General features: G+C 57.4%; 17 protein-coding genes. 11 read left to right on the top strand and 6 right to left on the bottom strand.

Annotation, left to right across the window (positions count from 1 at the left end; genetic code table 11):
* Position 1: 1 nt before the first annotated feature.
* Both gluQRS and dksA read right to left on the bottom strand, forming a co-directional pair.
* Positions 2 to 898: a tRNA glutamyl-Q(34) synthetase GluQRS gene (gluQRS, locus tag CKW15_RS20740; protein WP_095152630.1), complete on the bottom strand. Its 897-nt coding sequence runs from the start codon at positions 896 to 898 to the stop codon at positions 2 to 4.
* 242 nt (positions 899 to 1,140) lie between these two features.
* Positions 1,141 to 1,581, bottom strand: coding sequence for an RNA polymerase-binding protein DksA (gene dksA / locus CKW15_RS20745; protein WP_053162448.1), 441 nt, complete (start codon positions 1,579 to 1,581; stop codon positions 1,141 to 1,143).
* A gap of 334 nt (positions 1,582 to 1,915) precedes the next feature.
* On the opposite strand from dksA, the gene CKW15_RS20750 reads away from it, so the two are divergent.
* The gene (locus CKW15_RS20750) at positions 1,916 to 3,088 is read left to right on the top strand and encodes a pyridoxal phosphate-dependent aminotransferase (protein ID WP_095061386.1); all 1,173 of its coding nucleotides are present in this window, start codon (positions 1,916 to 1,918) and stop codon (positions 3,086 to 3,088) included.
* On the top strand, positions 3,088 to 3,801 hold the full coding sequence (gene sfsA / locus CKW15_RS20755; RefSeq protein ID WP_095061388.1) for a DNA/RNA nuclease SfsA: 714 nt from the start codon (positions 3,088 to 3,090) through the stop codon (positions 3,799 to 3,801). Before CKW15_RS20750 ends, sfsA begins: the two co-directional genes overlap by 1 nt.
* Here sfsA and CKW15_RS20760 read toward each other — a convergent pair.
* The 4 genes from CKW15_RS20760 to CKW15_RS20775 all read right to left on the bottom strand — a co-directional run bounded on the left by CKW15_RS20760 (position 3,798) and on the right by CKW15_RS20775 (position 7,000).
* Entirely contained in the window at positions 3,798 to 4,115 is a 318-nt protein-coding gene (locus tag CKW15_RS20760; RefSeq protein ID WP_095061390.1) for a Rieske (2Fe-2S) protein, read from the bottom strand. The genes sfsA and CKW15_RS20760 overlap by 4 nt on opposite strands.
* A gap of 375 nt (positions 4,116 to 4,490) precedes the next feature.
* Positions 4,491 to 4,763, bottom strand: a complete 273-nt coding sequence (locus CKW15_RS20765) for a TfoX/Sxy family protein (RefSeq protein WP_007971093.1) — start codon at positions 4,761 to 4,763, stop codon at positions 4,491 to 4,493.
* 245 nt (positions 4,764 to 5,008) lie between these two features.
* Positions 5,009 to 5,353: a pentapeptide repeat-containing protein gene (locus CKW15_RS20770; protein ID WP_095152631.1), complete on the bottom strand. Its 345-nt coding sequence runs from the start codon at positions 5,351 to 5,353 to the stop codon at positions 5,009 to 5,011.
* A gap of 90 nt (positions 5,354 to 5,443) precedes the next feature.
* Positions 5,444 to 7,000: a bifunctional aminoglycoside phosphotransferase/ATP-binding protein gene (locus tag CKW15_RS20775; protein WP_095152632.1), complete on the bottom strand. Its 1,557-nt coding sequence runs from the start codon at positions 6,998 to 7,000 to the stop codon at positions 5,444 to 5,446.
* A gap of 116 nt (positions 7,001 to 7,116) precedes the next feature.
* On the opposite strand from CKW15_RS20775, the gene mrcB reads away from it, so the two are divergent.
* The 9 genes from mrcB to msrQ all read left to right on the top strand — a co-directional run bounded on the left by mrcB (position 7,117) and on the right by msrQ (position 16,964).
* Positions 7,117 to 9,435, top strand: coding sequence for a penicillin-binding protein 1B (gene mrcB / locus CKW15_RS20780; protein ID WP_095152633.1), 2,319 nt, complete (start codon positions 7,117 to 7,119; stop codon positions 9,433 to 9,435).
* Between the two features lie 16 nt (positions 9,436 to 9,451).
* Complete coding sequence (locus CKW15_RS20785) at positions 9,452 to 10,186, top strand: tetratricopeptide repeat protein (protein ID WP_095152634.1); 735 nt, start codon at positions 9,452 to 9,454, stop codon at positions 10,184 to 10,186.
* On the top strand, positions 10,186 to 10,521 hold the full coding sequence (locus CKW15_RS20790; protein ID WP_095061400.1) for a YqcC family protein: 336 nt from the start codon (positions 10,186 to 10,188) through the stop codon (positions 10,519 to 10,521). Before CKW15_RS20785 ends, CKW15_RS20790 begins: the two co-directional genes overlap by 1 nt.
* 463 nt (positions 10,522 to 10,984) lie before the next feature.
* A complete protein-coding gene (locus CKW15_RS20795) occupies positions 10,985 to 12,709 on the top strand; it encodes an acetolactate synthase 3 large subunit (protein WP_095061408.1) in 1,725 nt (574 codons plus the stop codon).
* A 2-nt stretch (positions 12,710 to 12,711) separates the two neighbouring features.
* Positions 12,712 to 13,203, top strand: a complete 492-nt coding sequence (ilvN, locus tag CKW15_RS20800) for an acetolactate synthase small subunit (RefSeq protein WP_003176102.1) — start codon at positions 12,712 to 12,714, stop codon at positions 13,201 to 13,203.
* Positions 13,204 to 13,248: 45 nt separating this feature from the next.
* Positions 13,249 to 14,265 carry a ketol-acid reductoisomerase gene (ilvC, locus tag CKW15_RS20805; RefSeq protein WP_053123857.1) on the top strand — a complete coding sequence of 339 codons (1,017 nt, stop codon included), beginning with the start codon at positions 13,249 to 13,251 and terminating at the stop codon, positions 14,263 to 14,265.
* A gap of 144 nt (positions 14,266 to 14,409) precedes the next feature.
* Positions 14,410 to 15,267 carry a CDP-diacylglycerol--serine O-phosphatidyltransferase gene (pssA, locus tag CKW15_RS20810; RefSeq protein WP_095061402.1) on the top strand — a complete coding sequence of 286 codons (858 nt, stop codon included), beginning with the start codon at positions 14,410 to 14,412 and terminating at the stop codon, positions 15,265 to 15,267.
* Positions 15,268 to 15,330: 63 nt separating this feature from the next.
* Entirely contained in the window at positions 15,331 to 16,344 is a 1,014-nt protein-coding gene (gene msrP, locus CKW15_RS20815; protein ID WP_095152635.1) for a protein-methionine-sulfoxide reductase catalytic subunit MsrP, read from the top strand.
* On the top strand, positions 16,344 to 16,964 hold the full coding sequence (gene msrQ / locus CKW15_RS20820) for a protein-methionine-sulfoxide reductase heme-binding subunit MsrQ (protein ID WP_095061406.1): 621 nt from the start codon (positions 16,344 to 16,346) through the stop codon (positions 16,962 to 16,964). The genes msrP and msrQ overlap by 1 nt, the downstream gene beginning before the upstream one ends.
* The last annotated feature ends 452 nt before the right edge of the window (positions 16,965 to 17,416 follow it).

The following is a 17,416-nucleotide window of genomic DNA, read 5'->3' on the forward strand; positions in this document are numbered from 1 at the left end:
ATCACAGCAGTTGAGCCTCGGGCAGGCTCAGTGTGCGCGGGATCAGTGATGCATCCCAGTGGGCGATGCCCCAGTCGAGCACCTCGCGTGGCGTGGCGAAAATCAGTTCGTTGCCCGGATTCTGCCCCAATGCGCGAAGGGCCCGCAGCAATAAAGGTATTGCCTGATCTTCGGTCAGCGGCGGCGAACGATAAGATTTGCCGAGTTTGTTGCCATCGGGCTGGGTAATCAGCGGAATGTGCAAATAGCGCGGTTGCGGCAGGCCAAGCAGTTCTTGCAGGTAGAGCTGGCGCGGCGTGGAGTCGAGCAGGTCGGCGCCACGGACAATGTCGGTGATGCCTTGCCAGGCATCGTCCAGCACTACAGCCAGTTGATAGGCGTAGAGCCCGTCGCGGCGGCGAATCACAAAATCGCCGACTTCCCGGCCCAGATGCTGGCGGTACTCACCTTGCACTCGATCAACGAAGTGATACTCAAGCTCCGGGACGCGCAAGCGTATGGCGGCGTCTTCCGTGCCGTGACCGGCGTTGCGGCACAGCCCTGGATAAATCCCGTGATAAGGCTCCAGCTGCTTGCGCGAACAGGTGCAGGCGTAGGCCAGGCCATGATTGAACAGGCGATTGAGCACTTGGGCGTAGGCATCGTGACGGTCGCTTTGGCGAATCAGCTCGCCATCCCATTCAAAACCGTAACTCTCCAGCGCCTTGAGAATCGCCACTTGCGCGCCGGGTTCCTCACGGGGCGGATCGAGATCTTCCATGCGCATCAGCCAGCGCCCGCCTACCGAGCGAGCATCGAGGTAGGACGCCAGCGCGGCGACCAGTGAGCCGAAGTGCAGATGGCCACTGGGTGTGGGCGCGAAACGTCCGATGTAGTCAGGTCGGGTGATGGCGGTCATGAAGGCAACGTTACTTTTCCAGGCGGTCGTCAGATTCCTGTAGGAGCGAGCTTGCTCGCGAAGGTCGTCAACGATAACGCTGGGAGCCTGTTGCTACGCGGCGATCTCAGGTTCATCGTCGGAACGCCGCCCGGAGCAAGCTCGCTCCTACAGTGATGGCGATTTTAATCGCAACGGGCATCAGCAAATATCAGAAACAAAAACGGAGCGTTCGCACGCTCCGTTCTTCGTTCAAGCCGCAATTATTTGCCGACTTGCTTTTCCTTGATTTCCGCCAGGGTCTTGCAGTCGACACACATGTCGGCAGTAGGGCGGGCTTCCAGGCGCTTGACGCCAATTTCGACGCCGCAGGATTCGCACCAGCCGTACTCTTCGTCCTCGATCAATTGCAGCGTTTTGTCGATCTTCTTGATCAACTTGCGCTCACGATCGCGGGCTCGCAGTTCGAGGGCGAACTCTTCTTCCTGGCTGGCACGGTCTGCCGGGTCCGGGAAGTTGGCTGCTTCGTCCTTCATGTGATCAACCGTACGGTCGACTTCCTGCATCAAGTCCTGTTTCCACTTGTTCAGGACTTTGGTGAAGTGCGCGCGCATGGGCTTGCCCATGTATTCCTCGCCCTTCACTTCTTTGTAGGGTTCGAAGCCGCTGATCGACTGATTTTGCTGCTTTGCTTGGGTGGACATGAAATAGACCGCCTCTACTCTTGTAATCCATCTGCGCAGGATTGCTCCATCACCGACACCTGCCGGCCCTGCGGCTGCAAGCGGGCGAACTTACCAGATCAAATCAGACCGCGCTACTCCCGGATGTCGAGGCTGCGGCCCGTTGCGCTTTCAAATGCTGATAAAGCGCTGTCTGGTGGCTCTGGAACGCTGCTCAATTATTGATTTTAGTCAAACCTGGGGCGCGCGTTTGAGTCGTTTGCGGCCGGGGTCATAAGGCCTCTGACCGCTTTAGGCTCTCGCTCGTTCCTGCGCTTGGGTAGAATCGATTTTTTTCCCTGTTGAAGGAAGGCCCATGGCTCAGTCCTACAGTGCCCGCAGTCGTGCGATCGAACCTTTCCATGTGATGGCGCTGCTGGCGCGGGCCAATGAATTGCAGGCGGCCGGCCACGATGTGATCCATCTGGAAATCGGCGAGCCGGACTTCACCACAGCCGAACCGATCATTCAGGCCGGCCAGGCTGCGCTGGCATCGGGCCGCACCCGCTACACCGCTGCCCGTGGCATTCCCGAGTTGCGTGAGGCGATTTCAGGCTTTTATCAGCAGCGCTATGGCTTGAGCATCGATCCACGACGCATCCTCATCACGCCCGGTGGCTCTGGTGCGTTGTTGCTGGCCAGTGCTTTGCTGGTGGATCCGGGCAAACACTGGTTGTTGGCGGACCCCGGTTACCCGTGCAACCGACATTTCCTGCGACTGGTTGAGGGCGCCGCACAGTTGGTTCCGGTAGGTCCCGACGTGCGCTATCAACTGACGCCGGACCTGGTCCAGCGTTACTGGGATCACGACAGCGTTGGCGCGCTGGTGGCGTCTCCGGCTAACCCGACAGGGACGATCCTGACCCGGGATGAGTTGGCCGGGCTGTCTCGTTCGATCAAGGAACGCCACGGCCATCTGGTCGTGGACGAGATCTATCATGGGCTGACTTACGGCACCGATGCTGCCAGCGTACTGGAAGTCGACAATGACGCCTTTGTGCTGAACAGTTTTTCGAAGTATTTCGGAATGACCGGTTGGCGTCTGGGTTGGCTGGTGGCGCCCGATGCCGCGGTTGGTGAATTGGAAAAACTCGCGCAGAACCTGTACATAAGTGCGCCGAGCATGGCTCAGTACGCTGCGCTGGCCTGTTTCGAACCGGCAACAATCAGCATCCTCGAAGAGCGCCGCGCAGAGTTCGGTCGACGTCGGGATTTCTTGCTTCCCGCTTTGCGCGAGTTAGGTTTTGGCATTGCGGTAGAGCCGGAAGGGGCGTTCTATTTGTACGCCGATATCAGCAAGTTCGGCGGCGATGCCTTCGCGTTCTGTAAGCATTTTCTCGAAACCGAACATGTGGCGTTTACTCCTGGACTGGATTTCGGGCGGTATCAGGCCGGTCATCATGTGCGGTTTGCCTACACGCAAAATCTTCAGCGCCTGCAGGAGGCGGTCGAGCGTATCGCTCGCGGCTTGCGGAGCTGGCAAGGCTGATGCGTTTTCATCCTCCACTGGAAGAAGGTCGACTGATTCGTCGATACAAGCGTTTTCTCGCTGATATCGAAACCGTTAGCGGCGAGTTGCTGACCATTCACTGTCCGAACACCGGATCGATGCTCAATTGCCAGGTCGAGGGCGGGCAGGTCTGGTTCAGTCGTTCCAACGATCCCAAGCGCAAACTGCCTGGCACCTGGGAAGTCGGCGAAACCCCGCAAGGGCGGTTGTTCTGTGTGAACACCGCGAGGGCCAATGGATTGATCGAAGAAGCGCTGCGGGCAGGCGTGATCGGCGAGCTCAATGGCTTTACCGGGTTAAAGCGTGAAGTCGCATACGGTCAGGAAAACAGCCGCATCGATTTTCGCCTCGACTATCCCGAAGGGCCGGCCTATGTCGAAGTCAAAAGCGTAACACTGGGCTTCGACGGGACGGCGGTGGCGGCGTTTCCCGATGCGGTGACCCTGCGCGGGGCCAAGCACCTGCGGGAGTTGGCCCATTTAGCCCGGGACGGCATTCGTGCAGTGCAGTTGTATTGTGTGTGCCTGACTGGCATCGAGTCGGTGCGGCCTGCCGTCGAGATCGATTCAGCGTATGCCGCTGCACTGCGCGAGGCGGTGGCTTGCGGCGTGGAAGTGTTGGCCTATGGCGTGCGCTTGAGTCATGAGGAAATGGTCGTTGATCGACGCCTGGACGTGTTACTCGGCGATTAAAGGCTGACCCAGATTCCCTGTTCGTCCTCGCGGCAGGGGATGTTCTTCAGCGATCGTCCCTCGCACGGACCGGCAATGCATTCGCCATCCTCGATCAAGAACAGTGCGCCGTGGGTCGCGCACTGGATCAGGCTTTGGCTGTTGTCGAGAAACTGATCGGGGTGCCACTCGAGTGAGACGCCACGGTGCGGGCAACGATTAAAGTAGACATAAACCTGCCCGCCCCGGCGCACGGCAAACAGCTTCTCTCCCTCGAGTTCGAAACCTCGACTGCTGTCATTGATCAACTCGGCACCCGCGCAAAGCAACTTCATCTCAATCCTCTGTTCCGCAACGCGCCGAATATGTCGCGGCTGATTGTTCGAATACTAACAATTATCCAAGGACGGGTTCACGATCTCCGGCACTTTTGTGCAGACAAAAAAAGACCCGGCAAGAGCCGGGTCAAATAACCGTGATTAGCCTGATGAGGAGATAATCTGAGAGTCCGAACCAAGGGCTTTGCAGAATATCGACCAGTCTCGCGACCAGTTGTGATAATCATATCGATTCTCATTACCAAGTCAACAGCTGATTTCCTATTTGCTGGCTCTATGTCGCAGGCTTTCGGCAAGTCTCTGAAATCATTGGATTTTGATCTGTCGTTTTCAGTGAGTTGATTGCTTGATCTGTAAGTCAGCGCTCCTCGCTCAATTCTTGTGACGCGACGAGATGGCTTCCAGCTGTTTATTCAGGGCCTCTTTGCGTTCGGCAGGAATGTCATTCCAGTGCACGTCCATCAGGGCGCCTTCTATTGCATACAGCAACACCTTGGACGCCCGAAATCCGCGCGTACGCACGGCCCGATAAGCGTCCACCGCCCCCAGGCGACGCAAGTCCGAGGCACTGTGGATGCCTACGGCGTGCAGCCACTGTGCCGACGTCTTGCCAAGGTTCTTCAGGTGTTGCAGTTCATCATTCATCAAGCCTCCTTGCGATGGCCGAATGCAGATCGTGGGCAAGCATTTGAGGAGTGTAGCCATCAGTAGGAAAAGCGTGATTGTTTGGTCGTTTTCGACGCAAATGCTTCTAAGGGGCAGAATGGGCTGGAGGGCTGAAAGTCCGCGAATGCGGCGAAAAACAGCAGGAAACAATGGGCTTTTTCCGGCAAAAGAGACTCAGCGTCCAGCGCGAAGAGAGGGCTGGACTTGTCAGTTTGCGGCCTTGCTCAGCGAGTTCGGTAACGCAGCCGTGTACCGAAATTCATCGACATCAGGATCTCGTCAGCACTGAGCTCGGGGGGGAAGTAGGCGCCGGAAATTTGCGCGTGGCCCAGGCTCGCGCCTTCCAGGTTGGCGTTGCTGAAATCGATGCCGCGCAAGTCGGCAGAGCGGAAGTAAGCGTTGCGAAAGTCCACGCCATCGGCGTTGAGCTCTCGCAGGTCGAGGCCGCGGAAGTCGCCACCGACCATGTCGATTGGGCTATCAGTGGGGCGTTCGCTGTTGAAGCCCCTGATGTCGTCTTTGTGCAGCAAAGCATAAAGCGGGGTGTCGAGGAGTTTTGGCTGGCTCATGTCGCATCACCTGTTGGTTTTATGACGCCAGTATAGTGCCACTACTTAACGGCCGTGAAGCCAGTGGAGGCTCCACGGCTGAAATACTTCTTACAGTCCTGGCAGGCGCTGGCGAATTTGCTCAACAACCGTATCGAGGGTCCCGCTTTCATTGGTCTGGACGCGTTTGCTGCAGAGGATTTCCGCCGGTGTCAGCGCTTCGCGGCTGGCTTGCTGGGCTTCAATAACAGCGAGCGTGGCATCGGACGGGTCTTTCTTGTCTGCCTGGCGCATGGCCAGCCAGCTTTCGATCACGGCTTGCGGTGCATTGCAGTCGAGGATCAGGAACGGTGCGCCTGTGGCCTCGGCAACTTTCGCGGCGCTGTCGCGCTGGTCACGCTTGAGGTAAGTGGCGTCGATCACTACCGGGAAACCGGCACGCAGGATGACGTCGGCGATTTCATGCAGTCGGGCATAGGTCGCAACGCTGGCGTCGGCACTGTAGATACCGGCCTGCACGTCATTCTGGACGGTTTGCTCACCGAACAGGCGCTTGCGCTCAACGTCGGAGCGCAGGCGAATCGCCCCCAGCGCTTCCACCAGGCGCATGGCGACATGGCTCTTGCCGACAGCGGAAACGCCGTGGGTAATGGCCAAGAAGCGCGAAGGAATGGTGCTGTAGCTTTCCGCCAGGTTGGCGTAATTGCGGTACTGGCGCAGGGTGGTCGCGCGCTGCACCGGAGTGGCGTCAGCCGGCATGCTGAACAGGGCGACTTTGGCGCGAACCAGCGCGCGGTAAGCTTTATAGAAGTTCAGCAGTTCGAGGCCACGGTAATCGCCGGTCAGTTCCAGATACTGACTGATGAAACGACGCGCCAGGCTCTTCAGGCCGCGGTCCTCCAGGTCCATTGCGAGGAAACCGGTGTCGGCATACACGTCAGTGAAGCGAAACGGCTCGTTGAATTCGATGCAGTCGAAAATGACGACCTTGTCGTCGATCACGGTGGCGTTGCCGAGGTGGATGTCACCGTGGCATTCGCGGATGAAGCCTTCAGCCTTGCGCTGGGCAAACAATGGCTTGAGGCGCTCGAAGCTGCTTTCGGCCCAGGCTTGCAGCGCGTCGAGTTGCAGCAGATCGGCTTTGTCGCTGAGGAACGGACGGATCTGTTCGAAGTTCTGCCGTACCGGCGCCATCACGCTGTCCGGGGTGCCGGCGTCGTGCTCGCTCGGGACTTTTGGTGCGCTGAGGTGGAAGCGGGCGATTTGCTCGGCCATTTCGTCGACATGGGCAGGGGTCAGTTCGCCGTTGGCTTGCAAGGTGCTGAGCAACCCGTTTTGCGCGAACTGGCGCATCTTCAATACGTACTCGATGGCCGGGCCGTCGCCGCCCAATTGCGGCGCCTCGACGCTGCCGGTGACCGGTAGCACTTCGAGGTACAAGTCGTCGGTCAAGCGCTGGTTCAGGCGCAACTCTTCATTGCAGAAGTGTTCGCGAGCCTCAAGTCCGGTGAAGTCGAGAAAGCCGAAATTGACCGGTTTCTTCACTTTATAGGCGTAGGAACCCGTGAGTAGAACCCAGGAAATATGAGTTTCGATGACCTGGAATCCCTCTACCGGATGCGGGTAGAGGGCAGGGTTTTGCAGGGCAGCGATCAGGGACTGGCTCACAGGCGATCCTTCAGAGTCTGGGAAATTCAAGGCGTCCATTATGGCCGCAAGTCCGCTCGACGCAAACCTCGGAGCGCGTCTGTTGAGGATGAATAAAGTGCGTATAATCCGCCGCCATGACTCGTACCCGATCTTCCCGTACCCCTAAAAAACCACCTTCCAAGGGCATGCGCCCATGGTTGAGCTGGGCCATTAAACTCAGCCTGGTCGGCCTTGTGGTGCTGGCCGGCTTTGCGGTTTACCTCGACGCGATCGTCCAGGAAAAGTTCTCCGGCAAGCGCTGGACCATTCCTGCGAAGGTCTATGCGCGCCCGCTCGAACTTTTCGTCGGACAGAAGTTGAGCAAAACGGACTTCCTGACCGAACTCGATGCCCTGGGCTATCGCCGCGAAAGCGTGGCCAATGGCCCGGGCGCGGCAGCGGTCAATGGCAACACCGTCGACCTCAATACCCGTGGCTTCCAGTTCTATGAAGGCATGGAGCAAGCGCAACCGGTTCGCGTGCGTTTCTCTGGGGACTACGTGGCCGAATTGTCGGCGACCAACGGTTCGAAGCTGTCGGTTGTGCGTCTGGAACCGCTGTTGATCGGCGGCCTGTACCCGAAGAACCTTGAAGACCGGATTCTGATCAAGATCGATCAGGTTCCGCCGTTCCTGCTCGAGACCCTGGTCGCTGTCGAGGACCGCGATTTCTATCATCACTTCGGTGTTTCGCCGAAGTCGATTGCCCGTGCGATCTGGGTCAACGGTTCTGCGGGGCGTATGCGTCAGGGCGGTAGTACCCTGACGCAACAGTTGGTCAAAAACTTCTACCTGACCAACGAACGCAGCCTCAGCCGAAAACTCACCGAAGCCATGATGGCGCTTCTGCTGGAACTGCATTACGACAAACCCGAAATCCTTGAGGCTTATCTCAACGAAGTGTTTGTCGGCCAGGACGGGCAGCGTGCGGTGCACGGTTTCGGTCTCGCCAGCCAGTTCTTCTTCAGTCAGCCATTGGCTGAACTCAAGTTGCATCAAGTGGCGTTGTTGGTCGGCATGGTCAAAGGCCCGTCTTCCTACAATCCGCGTCGTTATCCCGAGCGCGCACTTGAGCGTCGCAACCTGGTGCTGGATGTGCTGCAAGAGCAGGGCGTAGCCACGGCCGAGCAAGTTGAAGCGGCGAAGAAAATGCCGCTGGGCGTGACCAAGCGCGGCAGCCTGGCGGACAGCTCGTTCCCGGGCTTCCTCGATCTGGTCAAGCGTCAGTTGCGCGAAGACTATCGCGACGAAGACTTGACCGAAGAAGGCCTGCGCATCTTCACCAGTTTCGATCCGATCCTGCAGATGAAGGCTGAAGCTTCGGTCGACGATACCTTCAAGCGCTTGTCCGGGCGCAAAGGTTCCGATGAAGTTGAAGCGGCGATGGTCGTGACCAATCCGGAAACCGGTGAAGTGCAGGCCATGATCGGCAGTCGTCAGGCCAGCTTTGCCGGGTTCAACCGGGCGCTGGATGCTGTGCGACCGATCGGCTCGTTGATCAAGCCTGCGGTTTATCTGACAGCGCTCGAGAAACCGAGCCAGTACACATTGACCAGTTGGCTGTCAGACGAATCCTTCTCGGTCAAAGGGGCGGATGGTCAGGTCTGGAAACCCCAGAACTATGATCGTCGATCCCACGGTACGGTTTTCCTTTATCAAGGTCTGGCGCATTCCTACAACCTGTCGACAGCGCGTCTTGGTTTGGCCGTGGGTGTGCCAAATGTGCTGAAAACGGTGGGGCGACTGGGGGTGACTCGCGAGTTTCCGGCTTTTCCGTCGATGTTGCTCGGTGCTGGCGGCATGACGCCAATCGAAGTGGCGACCATGTACCAGACCCTCGCCAACGGTGGCTTCAACACGCCAATGCGCGGGATTCGCAGCGTGCTGACCGCCGAAGGCGAGCCGCTCAAGCGTTATCCGTTCCAGATTCAGCAGCGTTTCGATCCGGCTTCTATCTACTTGATCCAGAGCGCCATGCAGCGCGTCATGCGTGAAGGCACCGGCAGCTCGGTTTACAACGTATTGCCCAAGACTCTGACCCTGGCCGGCAAGACCGGTACCAGTAACGATTCACGGGACAGTTGGTTCGCAGGCTTCAGCCAGGACTTGCTGGCGGTGGTCTGGCTGGGTCGCGATGACAACGGCAAAACGCCGTTCACCGGTGCCACCGGCGCGTTGCAGGTCTGGACCAGCTTCATGCGCAAGGCCGATCCACTTCCCCTGGACATGCCGCAGCCCGACAATGTTGTCCAGGCGTGGGTCGATTCGCGTACCGGCCAAGGTTCTGACGCCGGTTGCCCGGGTGCCGTGCAGATGCCGTATATTCGCGGCAGCGAACCGCCTCCCGGCGCCGCTTGCGGTGGTGAAAACCCTGCTGAGTCGGTGATGGATTGGGTCAAGGGCTGGATGAATTAAGCAAAGAGGGTTTCAAGTGAACAAGTGGTTGATTCCAGCGGTTGCCGCCGTAGCTTTGCTCAGCGGTTGTTCCTCTGTACAACGGGGTTCGATCCCGGTCGTGGATTCCGGTACTACGGTGTCCAACAGTGAGCGGATTTCGACGAACGGCGGCTACCGCCAGACGACGGTGAAACGTCCTGTGCAAGCCCAGACTCAAGCGATTCCGCAGGGTGATACCGGGGTTGTCGTGATGGTGCCGGGTGGCGGTGCGACGACCTCGACGCCGATCAGCACTACACCGATTACCCCTGGCCCGATCACGCCGGGTCCGATTGAAACGTCGCCGGTTCAATCTGCACCGATCAATCAGGGCAGCTACAGCATGCCGTCGACGCCTAGCGGAATCCCGTCGGCCAGTGCCGGCGGTCTTTCCGCAGACGAACAACTGGATGGCCCGGTGCTGGCCCTGTTGACCACGGCTCAGCAACAACAGGCGAGCGGTGACCTCAATGGCGCGTCTTCCAGCCTCGAGCGCGCCCAGCGTGTCGCGCCACGCGAGCCACAAGTGCTCTATCGTCTGGCGCAAGTCCGCATGGCGCAGGGGGACGCGGCGCAGGCCGAGCAGTTCGCTCGCCGTGGCCTGACTTTCGCTAATGGACGACCGGCGCTTCAGGCCAGTCTGTGGGAATTGATCGCGCAGGCACGTGAGAAACAGGGCGATCCTTCAGGCGCAGTGCTGGCCCGTCAGAAAGCCAAGGTTACCTCGTGATGGATGTGCGTTTTCCGAAGATAGCCGATCAGTTGCTGCTGATCGAGCGTGAGTTGCGGGTGCAAGGTTGGTGGGATGAGGTCGAGCCATCGGCTGAAGCACTGTCCAGTGTCGAACCTTTCTCGGTCGATACCCTGGACTTCGAGCAGTGGCTGCAATGGATCTTCCTGCCGCGCATGAAGGCAATCCTGGAACAGGATTTACCGTTGCCAAACGCTTCGGGAATTCAGGAAATGGCCGAAATGGTCTTTGCCGGGCGCAATGTGCAAGGCAAGGATCGGCAGCTGCAGGTCCTGCTCAAAGAGTTTGATCAACTGATCACTGCTTCCCGCTGAAGTCGTTCGCCCGGTAAAACGGGGAAGGGCCAGTCGGTCGGCGATGAAGAAGTGCGTGCGCGTGCCAATTCTTTACCAAAAGTTGCGCAATTGAAGCTAACACCCGTCGGTTTTATGGGTTTTTTCTTGCGTTCTCATGCGCTTACCAGAATAAAGCGCATAGACGACTTGACTTGCAACGGACGAAACAGAAGAATCCAAAGTCCGCTGTACAGGGACTGCCAGAAGCAGACCCTCTCAGCAGATCATGAGGCGCATATCCGCGTCGACCTGTTACACCCGCAACGCGTTACCTCGCGCTGGGTGGGAAAGCCCCGCAACACTTGGGACGATCCCAATACTTGCTCAGTCAGTGCTGACGTAGTCGGCGACCACCGTCGCTCATGCTCTGCTGAGAAGTAAACCTATTAAGACCCGTCCCATTTTTCGTGGGCGGTATTCTGGCGTTTTAGAGGTGAGCAACGTGGAGCTTTTATCTGGCGGTGAGATGCTCGTCCGCTTCTTGCGTGACGAAGGCGTCAAATATATCTACGGGTACCCGGGTGGTGCTCTTCTTCATGTTTACGATGCCCTGTTCAAAGAACCGGAAGTGACCCACATCCTGGTTCGTCACGAGCAGGCGGCTACCCATATGGCTGACGGCTACGCCCGTGCCACCGGTAAAGCCGGTGTGGTACTGGTGACTTCCGGTCCTGGCGCAACAAACGCCATTACCGGTATTGCCACTGCCTACATGGACTCCATTCCAATGGTGATCATTTCCGGTCAGGTGCCTAGCACCATGGTCGGCACCGATGCGTTCCAGGAAACCGACATGATCGGTATCTCCCGGCCGATCGTGAAGCACAGCTTCATGATCAAGCACGCGTCGGAAATCCCGGAAGTCATGAAGAAGGCTTTCTACCTGGCGCAATCCGGTCGTCCTGGCCCGGTCGTTGTCGATATTCCGAAAGACATGACCAACCCGGCCGAGAAGTTCGAATACGTCTTCCCGAAAAAAGCCAAGTTGCGCTCCTACAGCCCGGCCGTTCGCGGTCACTCCGGACAAATCCGCAAGGCAGCAGAAATGCTCCTGGCAGCCAAGCGTCCAGTGATGTACGCAGGCGGTGGCGTGATTCTCGGTGGTGGCTCCGCGCCGCTGACCGAACTGGCGAAAATGCTTAACCTGCCAGTAACCAACACCCTGATGGGCTTGGGTGCCTACCCTGGCACCGACCGTCAGTTCATCGGCATGCTCGGCATGCACGGCAGCTACACCGCCAACCTGGCGATGCACCATGCTGACGTGATCCTCGCCGTCGGTGCGCGTTTCGATGACCGTGTAATCAACGGCGCTTCGAAGTTTTGCCCGAACGCCAAGATCATTCACATCGACATCGACCCGGCTTCGATTTCCAAGACCATCAAGGCCGACGTGCCTATCGTTGGTCCGGTCGAGAGCGTCCTGACCGAAATGGTTGCGATCCTCAAGGAAATCGGCGAGACCCCGAACAAGGAGTCTGTAGCCAGCTGGTGGAAGCAAGTTGATGAGTGGCGCGGTGATCGTGGCTTGTTCCCTTACGACAAGGGCGACGGCAGCGTCATCAAGCCGCAGACCGTGATCGAAACCCTGTGCGAAGTGACCAAGGGCGACGCCTTTGTGGCTTCGGACGTGGGCCAGCACCAGATGTTCGCTGCGCAGTACTACACGTTTGACAAGCCCAACCGCTGGATCAACTCCGGCGGTCTGGGCACCATGGGGTTCGGTTTTCCGGCCGCTATGGGCATCAAGTTGAGCTTCCCGGATACCGACGTCGTTTGCGTCACCGGTGAAGGCAGTATCCAGATGAACATCCAGGAACTGTCGACCTGCTTGCAATACGGTTTGCCGGTAAAAATCGTCATCCTGAACAACGGTGTGCTGGGTATGGTTCGCCAGTGGCAGGACATGAGCTACGGCAGCCGTCATTCGCACTCCTACATGGAGTCGTTGCCTGATTTCGTCAAGCTGGCAGAGGCCTATGGTCACGTCGGCGTGCGCATCACCGATTCGAAAGATTTGAAGTCGAAGATGGAAGAAGCGTTCGCCATGAAGGATCGCCTGGTTGTGATCGATGTTTCGGTCGATACCAGCGAGCACGTCTACCCGATGCAGATCAAAGACGGCTCCATGCGCGATATGTGGCTGAGCAAGACGGAGCGTACTTAATCATGCGGCACATTATTTCCTTGCTTCTGGAAAACGAACCGGGCGCTCTGTCTCGTGTGGTTGGCCTGTTCTCGCAGCGCAACTACAACATCGAAAGCCTGACCGTGGCGCCAACCGAAGACCCGACCCTGTCGCGTCTGACGCTGACCACTGTCGGACACGATGAAGTCATCGAACAGATCACCAAGAACCTGAACAAACTGATCGAAGTGGTAAAACTGGTCGACTTGTCGGAGAGTGCTCACATCGAGCGCGAACTGATGCTGGTCAAGGTCAAGGCCACCGGTGCCCAGCGCGCCGAGATCAAGCGCACCACCGATATTTATCGTGGACAGATCGTCGATGTCAGCGCCAGCGTGTATACCGTTCAACTGACCGGTACCAGCGACAAGCTCGACAGCTTCATTCAGTCCATTGGCACCGCTTCGATTCTGGAGACCGTCCGCAGTGGCGTCACCGGTATTGCCCGCGGCGACAAAGTACTCAGCATCTAAACCAAATTAGCGAATGGCCTGAACGGCCTGATATAGGGGAATTTCATGAAAGTTTATTACGAAAAAGACTGCGACCTGTCGATCATCCAGGGCAAGAAAGTAGCCATCATCGGTTACGGTTCCCAGGGTCATGCTCAAGCGTGCAACCTGAAAGACTCCGGCGTTGACGTGACTGTTGGTCTGCGTAAAGGTTCGGCCACTGTTGCCAAGGCTGAAGCCCACGGCCTGAAAGTAACTGACGTTGCTTCTGCTGTTGCTGCTGCCGACCTGGTCATGATCCTGACCCCGGACGAGTTCCAGTCCTCCCTGTACAAGAACGAAATCGAGCCGAACATCAAGAAAGGCGCCACCCTGGCCTTCTCCCACGGTTTCGCGATCCACTACAACCAGGTTGTGCCACGCGCTGACCTCGACGTGATCATGATCGCGCCGAAGGCCCCGGGCCACACCGTACGTTCCGAGTTCGTGAAAGGCGGTGGTATCCCTGACCTGATCGCGATCTACCAGGACGCCTCGGGCAACGCCAAAAACGTAGCACTGTCCTACGCTGCAGGCGTTGGTGGTGGTCGTACCGGCATCATCGAAACCACCTTCAAGGACGAGACCGAAACCGACCTGTTCGGCGAACAAGCCGTTCTGTGCGGCGGTACCGTTGAACTGGTTAAAGCCGGTTTTGAAACCCTGGTTGAAGCTGGCTACGCGCCGGAAATGGCCTACTTCGAGTGCTTGCACGAACTGAAGCTGATCGTTGACCTCATGTACGAAGGCGGTATCGCCAACATGAACTACTCGATCTCCAACAACGCCGAATACGGCGAGTACGTGACCGGCCCGGAAGTCATCAACGCCGAGTCCCGTCAGGCCATGCGCAACGCCCTGAAACGTATTCAGGACGGCGAATACGCCAAGATGTTCATCAGCGAAGGCGCTACCGGCTATCCTTCGATGACCGCCAAGCGTCGTAACAACGCCGCTCACGGTATCGAAATCATCGGCGAGCAACTGCGCTCCATGATGCCGTGGATCGGTGCCAACAAGATCGTCGACAAAGCCAAAAACTAAGTCACGCTCTTGCACGAAAAACGCGGCTTAGGCCGCGTTTTTTCGTTTGGGAGGCCGGTTCTGGTATAAAGCTGCATCGTTTGCGGTCGAATCGTCGTCCCAGGCACCTGTCCAAACTTTCCACCCCGTTGCAAGGTAATGTCCATGAGCGAACGCCCCGAAGAGCCAAACCAGGCTCCTGACGCCGAAAGCCTGCTACCCGTCGATGAACATGTCGAGGAAGGGCATGACGCTGAAGGTCGTAAAGTCCGGCATCGTGGTATCTATCTTTTGCCGAACCTGTTCACCACCGCGAACCTGTTCGCCGGCTTCTATTCCATCATCAACTCGATGAGCGCACAGGCGGCCTTGAGCGCTGGCGACTCAGTCAACGCAAGCAAGTACTTCGCTTTTGCAGCTATCGCAATTTTCGTTGCCATGGTGCTCGATGGCCTCGATGGTCGCGTTGCTCGCATGACCAATACCCAAAGTGCTTTCGGCGCCGAGTACGATTCCCTGTCGGACATGGTCGCTTTCGGCGTTGCGCCGGCATTGCTGGCATTCGGCTGGGCCCTTGGCGATATGGGCAAGGTTGGCTGGATGGTGGCGTTCATCTATGTGGCGGGCGCGGCGTTGCGTCTCGCGCGTTTCAACACGCAGGTCGGTACCGCCGATAAGCGCTACTTCATCGGCCTGGCCAGTCCGGCTGCCGCAGGTGTGGTGGCGGGGATTGTGTGGGCCTTCAGCGATTACGGCATCCAGGGCTCCAAGATGTCTTTCCTGGTTGCGCTGATGGTGGCAGCGGCCGGCATGCTGATGGTCAGCAACATCAAGTACAACAGCTTTAAAGAGCTTGACCTGAAAGGGCGAGTGCCTTTTGTGGCGATTCTCGCCGTAGTGTTGGTGTTCGCGGTTGTGTTCAGCGATCCACCGCGCATTCTGCTGCTGGTTTTCCTCGCCTATGCAGCGTCGGGTCCGGTGCAATACCTGTTGCATCTTCGTCGGCGCAAAAGCGTCGAGTAATGTAATTTCCCTCATACTCCGCAGTCTATTGGTGCATCTGTTCTCCAATGCTGCGGAGTAGCCATGCTGATCAAAGTCCCAAAAGCGTCTGACTGTCATGAGTCGGATGTCACGCCTGAATCCCTCTATCTTTCTCGACGCCATGTATTGGGTGCTGCTGTTGCCGGTTTGGCGATCAGTGGTCTACCTCGGTGGGCGGCGGCTGACAATGTGGAGCGTTATGCGGGCGTTGAGCCCGGAAAGGCGCCTTCCTGGTTCAGCGAAAAGTTTCCCTCAATTGAGTGGGGGGCAGTAAACGTCAAAGATGAGGCGATCACGCCGTTCAAGGACGCAACCCACTACAACAACTTCTATGAGTTCGGTACGGATAAGGGTGACCCGGCTGCCAACGCCGGTGCGCTGAAGACTCAGCCGTGGACCGTTGTTGTGGATGGTGAGGTGGGTAAACCGGGGCGATATGCGTTGGAAGACTTCATGAAGCCTTACCAATTGGAGGAGCGCATCTATCGACTTCGTTGTGTTGAGGCGTGGTCGATGGTGATTCCATGGATCGGATTTCCTCTCTCGGCTTTGCTCAAGGAAGTTGAGCCAACCTCCAGCGCCAAATTCATCCGGTTCGAAACCCTGCAGGACCCCAAGAGTATGCCGGGACAACGCTCCGGTTTTGCTCTGATCGATTGGCCTTATATAGAAGGGCTGCGATTGGATGAGGCGATGAACCCGTTGTCGATTCTTGCGGTGGGCATGTATGGGCGTGAACTACCGAATCAGAACGGGGCGCCACTGCGTCTGGTGGTGCCCTGGAAGTACGGCTTCAAAAGCATCAAGTCGATCGTGCGAATCAGTTTGGTCAGCGAGCAGCCTAAAACCACTTGGCAGAGCATTGCCTCGGACGAGTACGGTTTCTATGCGAACGTGAACCCTACGGTTGACCATCCGCGCTGGACCCAGGCACGCGAACGTCGACTGCCAAGCGGGCTGTTGAAGCCGAATGTGCGCGAGACGCAAATGTTCAACGGTTACGCGGATGAAGTCGCTTCTCTCTATGCAGGGCTCGATCTGCGGAAGAACTACTGATGCGCTATCCGTTTTGGCGTATCGGAGTATTCCTTGCGGCGATGATATGGCCATTGCTTTGGTTGTATCAGGCTTGGGGGGATGCGCTTGGGCCTGATCCGGGCAAGGTATTGGTTGACCGGTTGGGATTGGGCACGCTTGTTCTGTTGCTCATTACGTTGAGCATGACGCCTCTGCAAAAACTCACGGGTTGGGCGGGGTGGATGGCTGTCCGGCGGCAACTGGGATTGTGGTGTTTCGCTTATGTGGTTCTGCACTTGAGCGCCTACCTGGCATTTATCCTTGGTTTCGATTGGTCGCAGCTTGGCGTTGAGCTGCGTAAGCGTCCGTACATCATTGTCGGAGCATTGGGCTTTTTGTGTCTGCTGGCGTTGGCGGTGACCTCCAATCGATACAGTCAGCGACGATTGGGGGTTCGTTGGAAGAAACTGCATTGCCTGGTTTATGGGGTTCTCGGGCTTGGTTTGCTGCATATGCTCTGGATTGTGCGCGCTGATCTGAGGGAATGGGCTATCTATGCATCTATAGGTGCCTTGTTGTTAGTGCTGCGGCTACCGCCTTTTGCTCGTCGAATCCCGCGTTTAGTGGCTAAAAAGGGCACTTCTGCCAAAAAGGCGTAAATAGCTGTTGACGGCAGATCTCGGGTGTCTATAATTCGCCCCACTTCCGGCGCAGTCGAAACGGAAAACTCCTTGGTAAACAAAGAGTTATGCAGTTTTCGGCAACAGGTTGCTTCAGTTCATCGAAGCCAAAAGGAAGTTGAAAAAGAGGTGTTGACAACAGCGAGTAACGCTGTAGAATTCGCCTCCCGCTGATGAGAGATCTGAAGCGCAAGTGGTTGAAGTTGTTAAGGAAATCCTTGAAAGCTTCTGAAAATAACCACTTGACAGCAAATGAGGCTGCTGTAGAATGCGCGCCTCGGTTGAGACGAAAGATCTTAACCAACCGCTCTTTAACAACTGAATCAAGCAATTCGTGTGGGTGCTTGTGGAGTCAGACTGCTAGTCAAAAGATTATCAGCATCACAAGTTACTCCGCGAGAAATCAAAGATGTAACCAACGATTGCTGAGC

The organism is Pseudomonas sp. Irchel s3b5 (assembly GCF_900187435.1).
Classification (GTDB): domain Bacteria; phylum Pseudomonadota; class Gammaproteobacteria; order Pseudomonadales; family Pseudomonadaceae; genus Aquipseudomonas.

What these genes read in the sequence shown, in the direction of transcription:
- gluQRS (WP_095152630.1), bottom strand. Translation starts at nt 898, where the DNA reads ATGACCGCCATCACCCGACCTGACTACATCGGACGTTTCGCGCCCACA.
- dksA (WP_053162448.1), bottom strand. Translation starts at nt 1,581, where the DNA reads ATGTCCACCCAAGCAAAGCAGCAAAATCAGTCGATCAGCGGCTTCGAA.
- CKW15_RS20750 (WP_095061386.1), top strand. Translation starts at nt 1,916, where the DNA reads ATGGCTCAGTCCTACAGTGCCCGCAGTCGTGCGATCGAACCTTTCCAT.
- sfsA (WP_095061388.1), top strand. Translation starts at nt 3,088, where the DNA reads ATGCGTTTTCATCCTCCACTGGAAGAAGGTCGACTGATTCGTCGATAC.
- CKW15_RS20760 (WP_095061390.1), bottom strand. Translation starts at nt 4,115, where the DNA reads ATGAAGTTGCTTTGCGCGGGTGCCGAGTTGATCAATGACAGCAGTCGA.
- CKW15_RS20765 (WP_007971093.1), bottom strand. Translation starts at nt 4,763, where the DNA reads ATGAATGATGAACTGCAACACCTGAAGAACCTTGGCAAGACGTCGGCA.
- CKW15_RS20770 (WP_095152631.1), bottom strand. Translation starts at nt 5,353, where the DNA reads ATGAGCCAGCCAAAACTCCTCGACACCCCGCTTTATGCTTTGCTGCAC.
- mrcB (WP_095152633.1), top strand. Translation starts at nt 7,117, where the DNA reads ATGACTCGTACCCGATCTTCCCGTACCCCTAAAAAACCACCTTCCAAG.
- CKW15_RS20790 (WP_095061400.1), top strand. Translation starts at nt 10,186, where the DNA reads ATGGATGTGCGTTTTCCGAAGATAGCCGATCAGTTGCTGCTGATCGAG.
- ilvN (WP_003176102.1), top strand. Translation starts at nt 12,712, where the DNA reads ATGCGGCACATTATTTCCTTGCTTCTGGAAAACGAACCGGGCGCTCTG.
- ilvC (WP_053123857.1), top strand. Translation starts at nt 13,249, where the DNA reads ATGAAAGTTTATTACGAAAAAGACTGCGACCTGTCGATCATCCAGGGC.
- pssA (WP_095061402.1), top strand. Translation starts at nt 14,410, where the DNA reads ATGAGCGAACGCCCCGAAGAGCCAAACCAGGCTCCTGACGCCGAAAGC.
- msrP (WP_095152635.1), top strand. Translation starts at nt 15,331, where the DNA reads ATGCTGATCAAAGTCCCAAAAGCGTCTGACTGTCATGAGTCGGATGTC.
- msrQ (WP_095061406.1), top strand. Translation starts at nt 16,344, where the DNA reads ATGCGCTATCCGTTTTGGCGTATCGGAGTATTCCTTGCGGCGATGATA.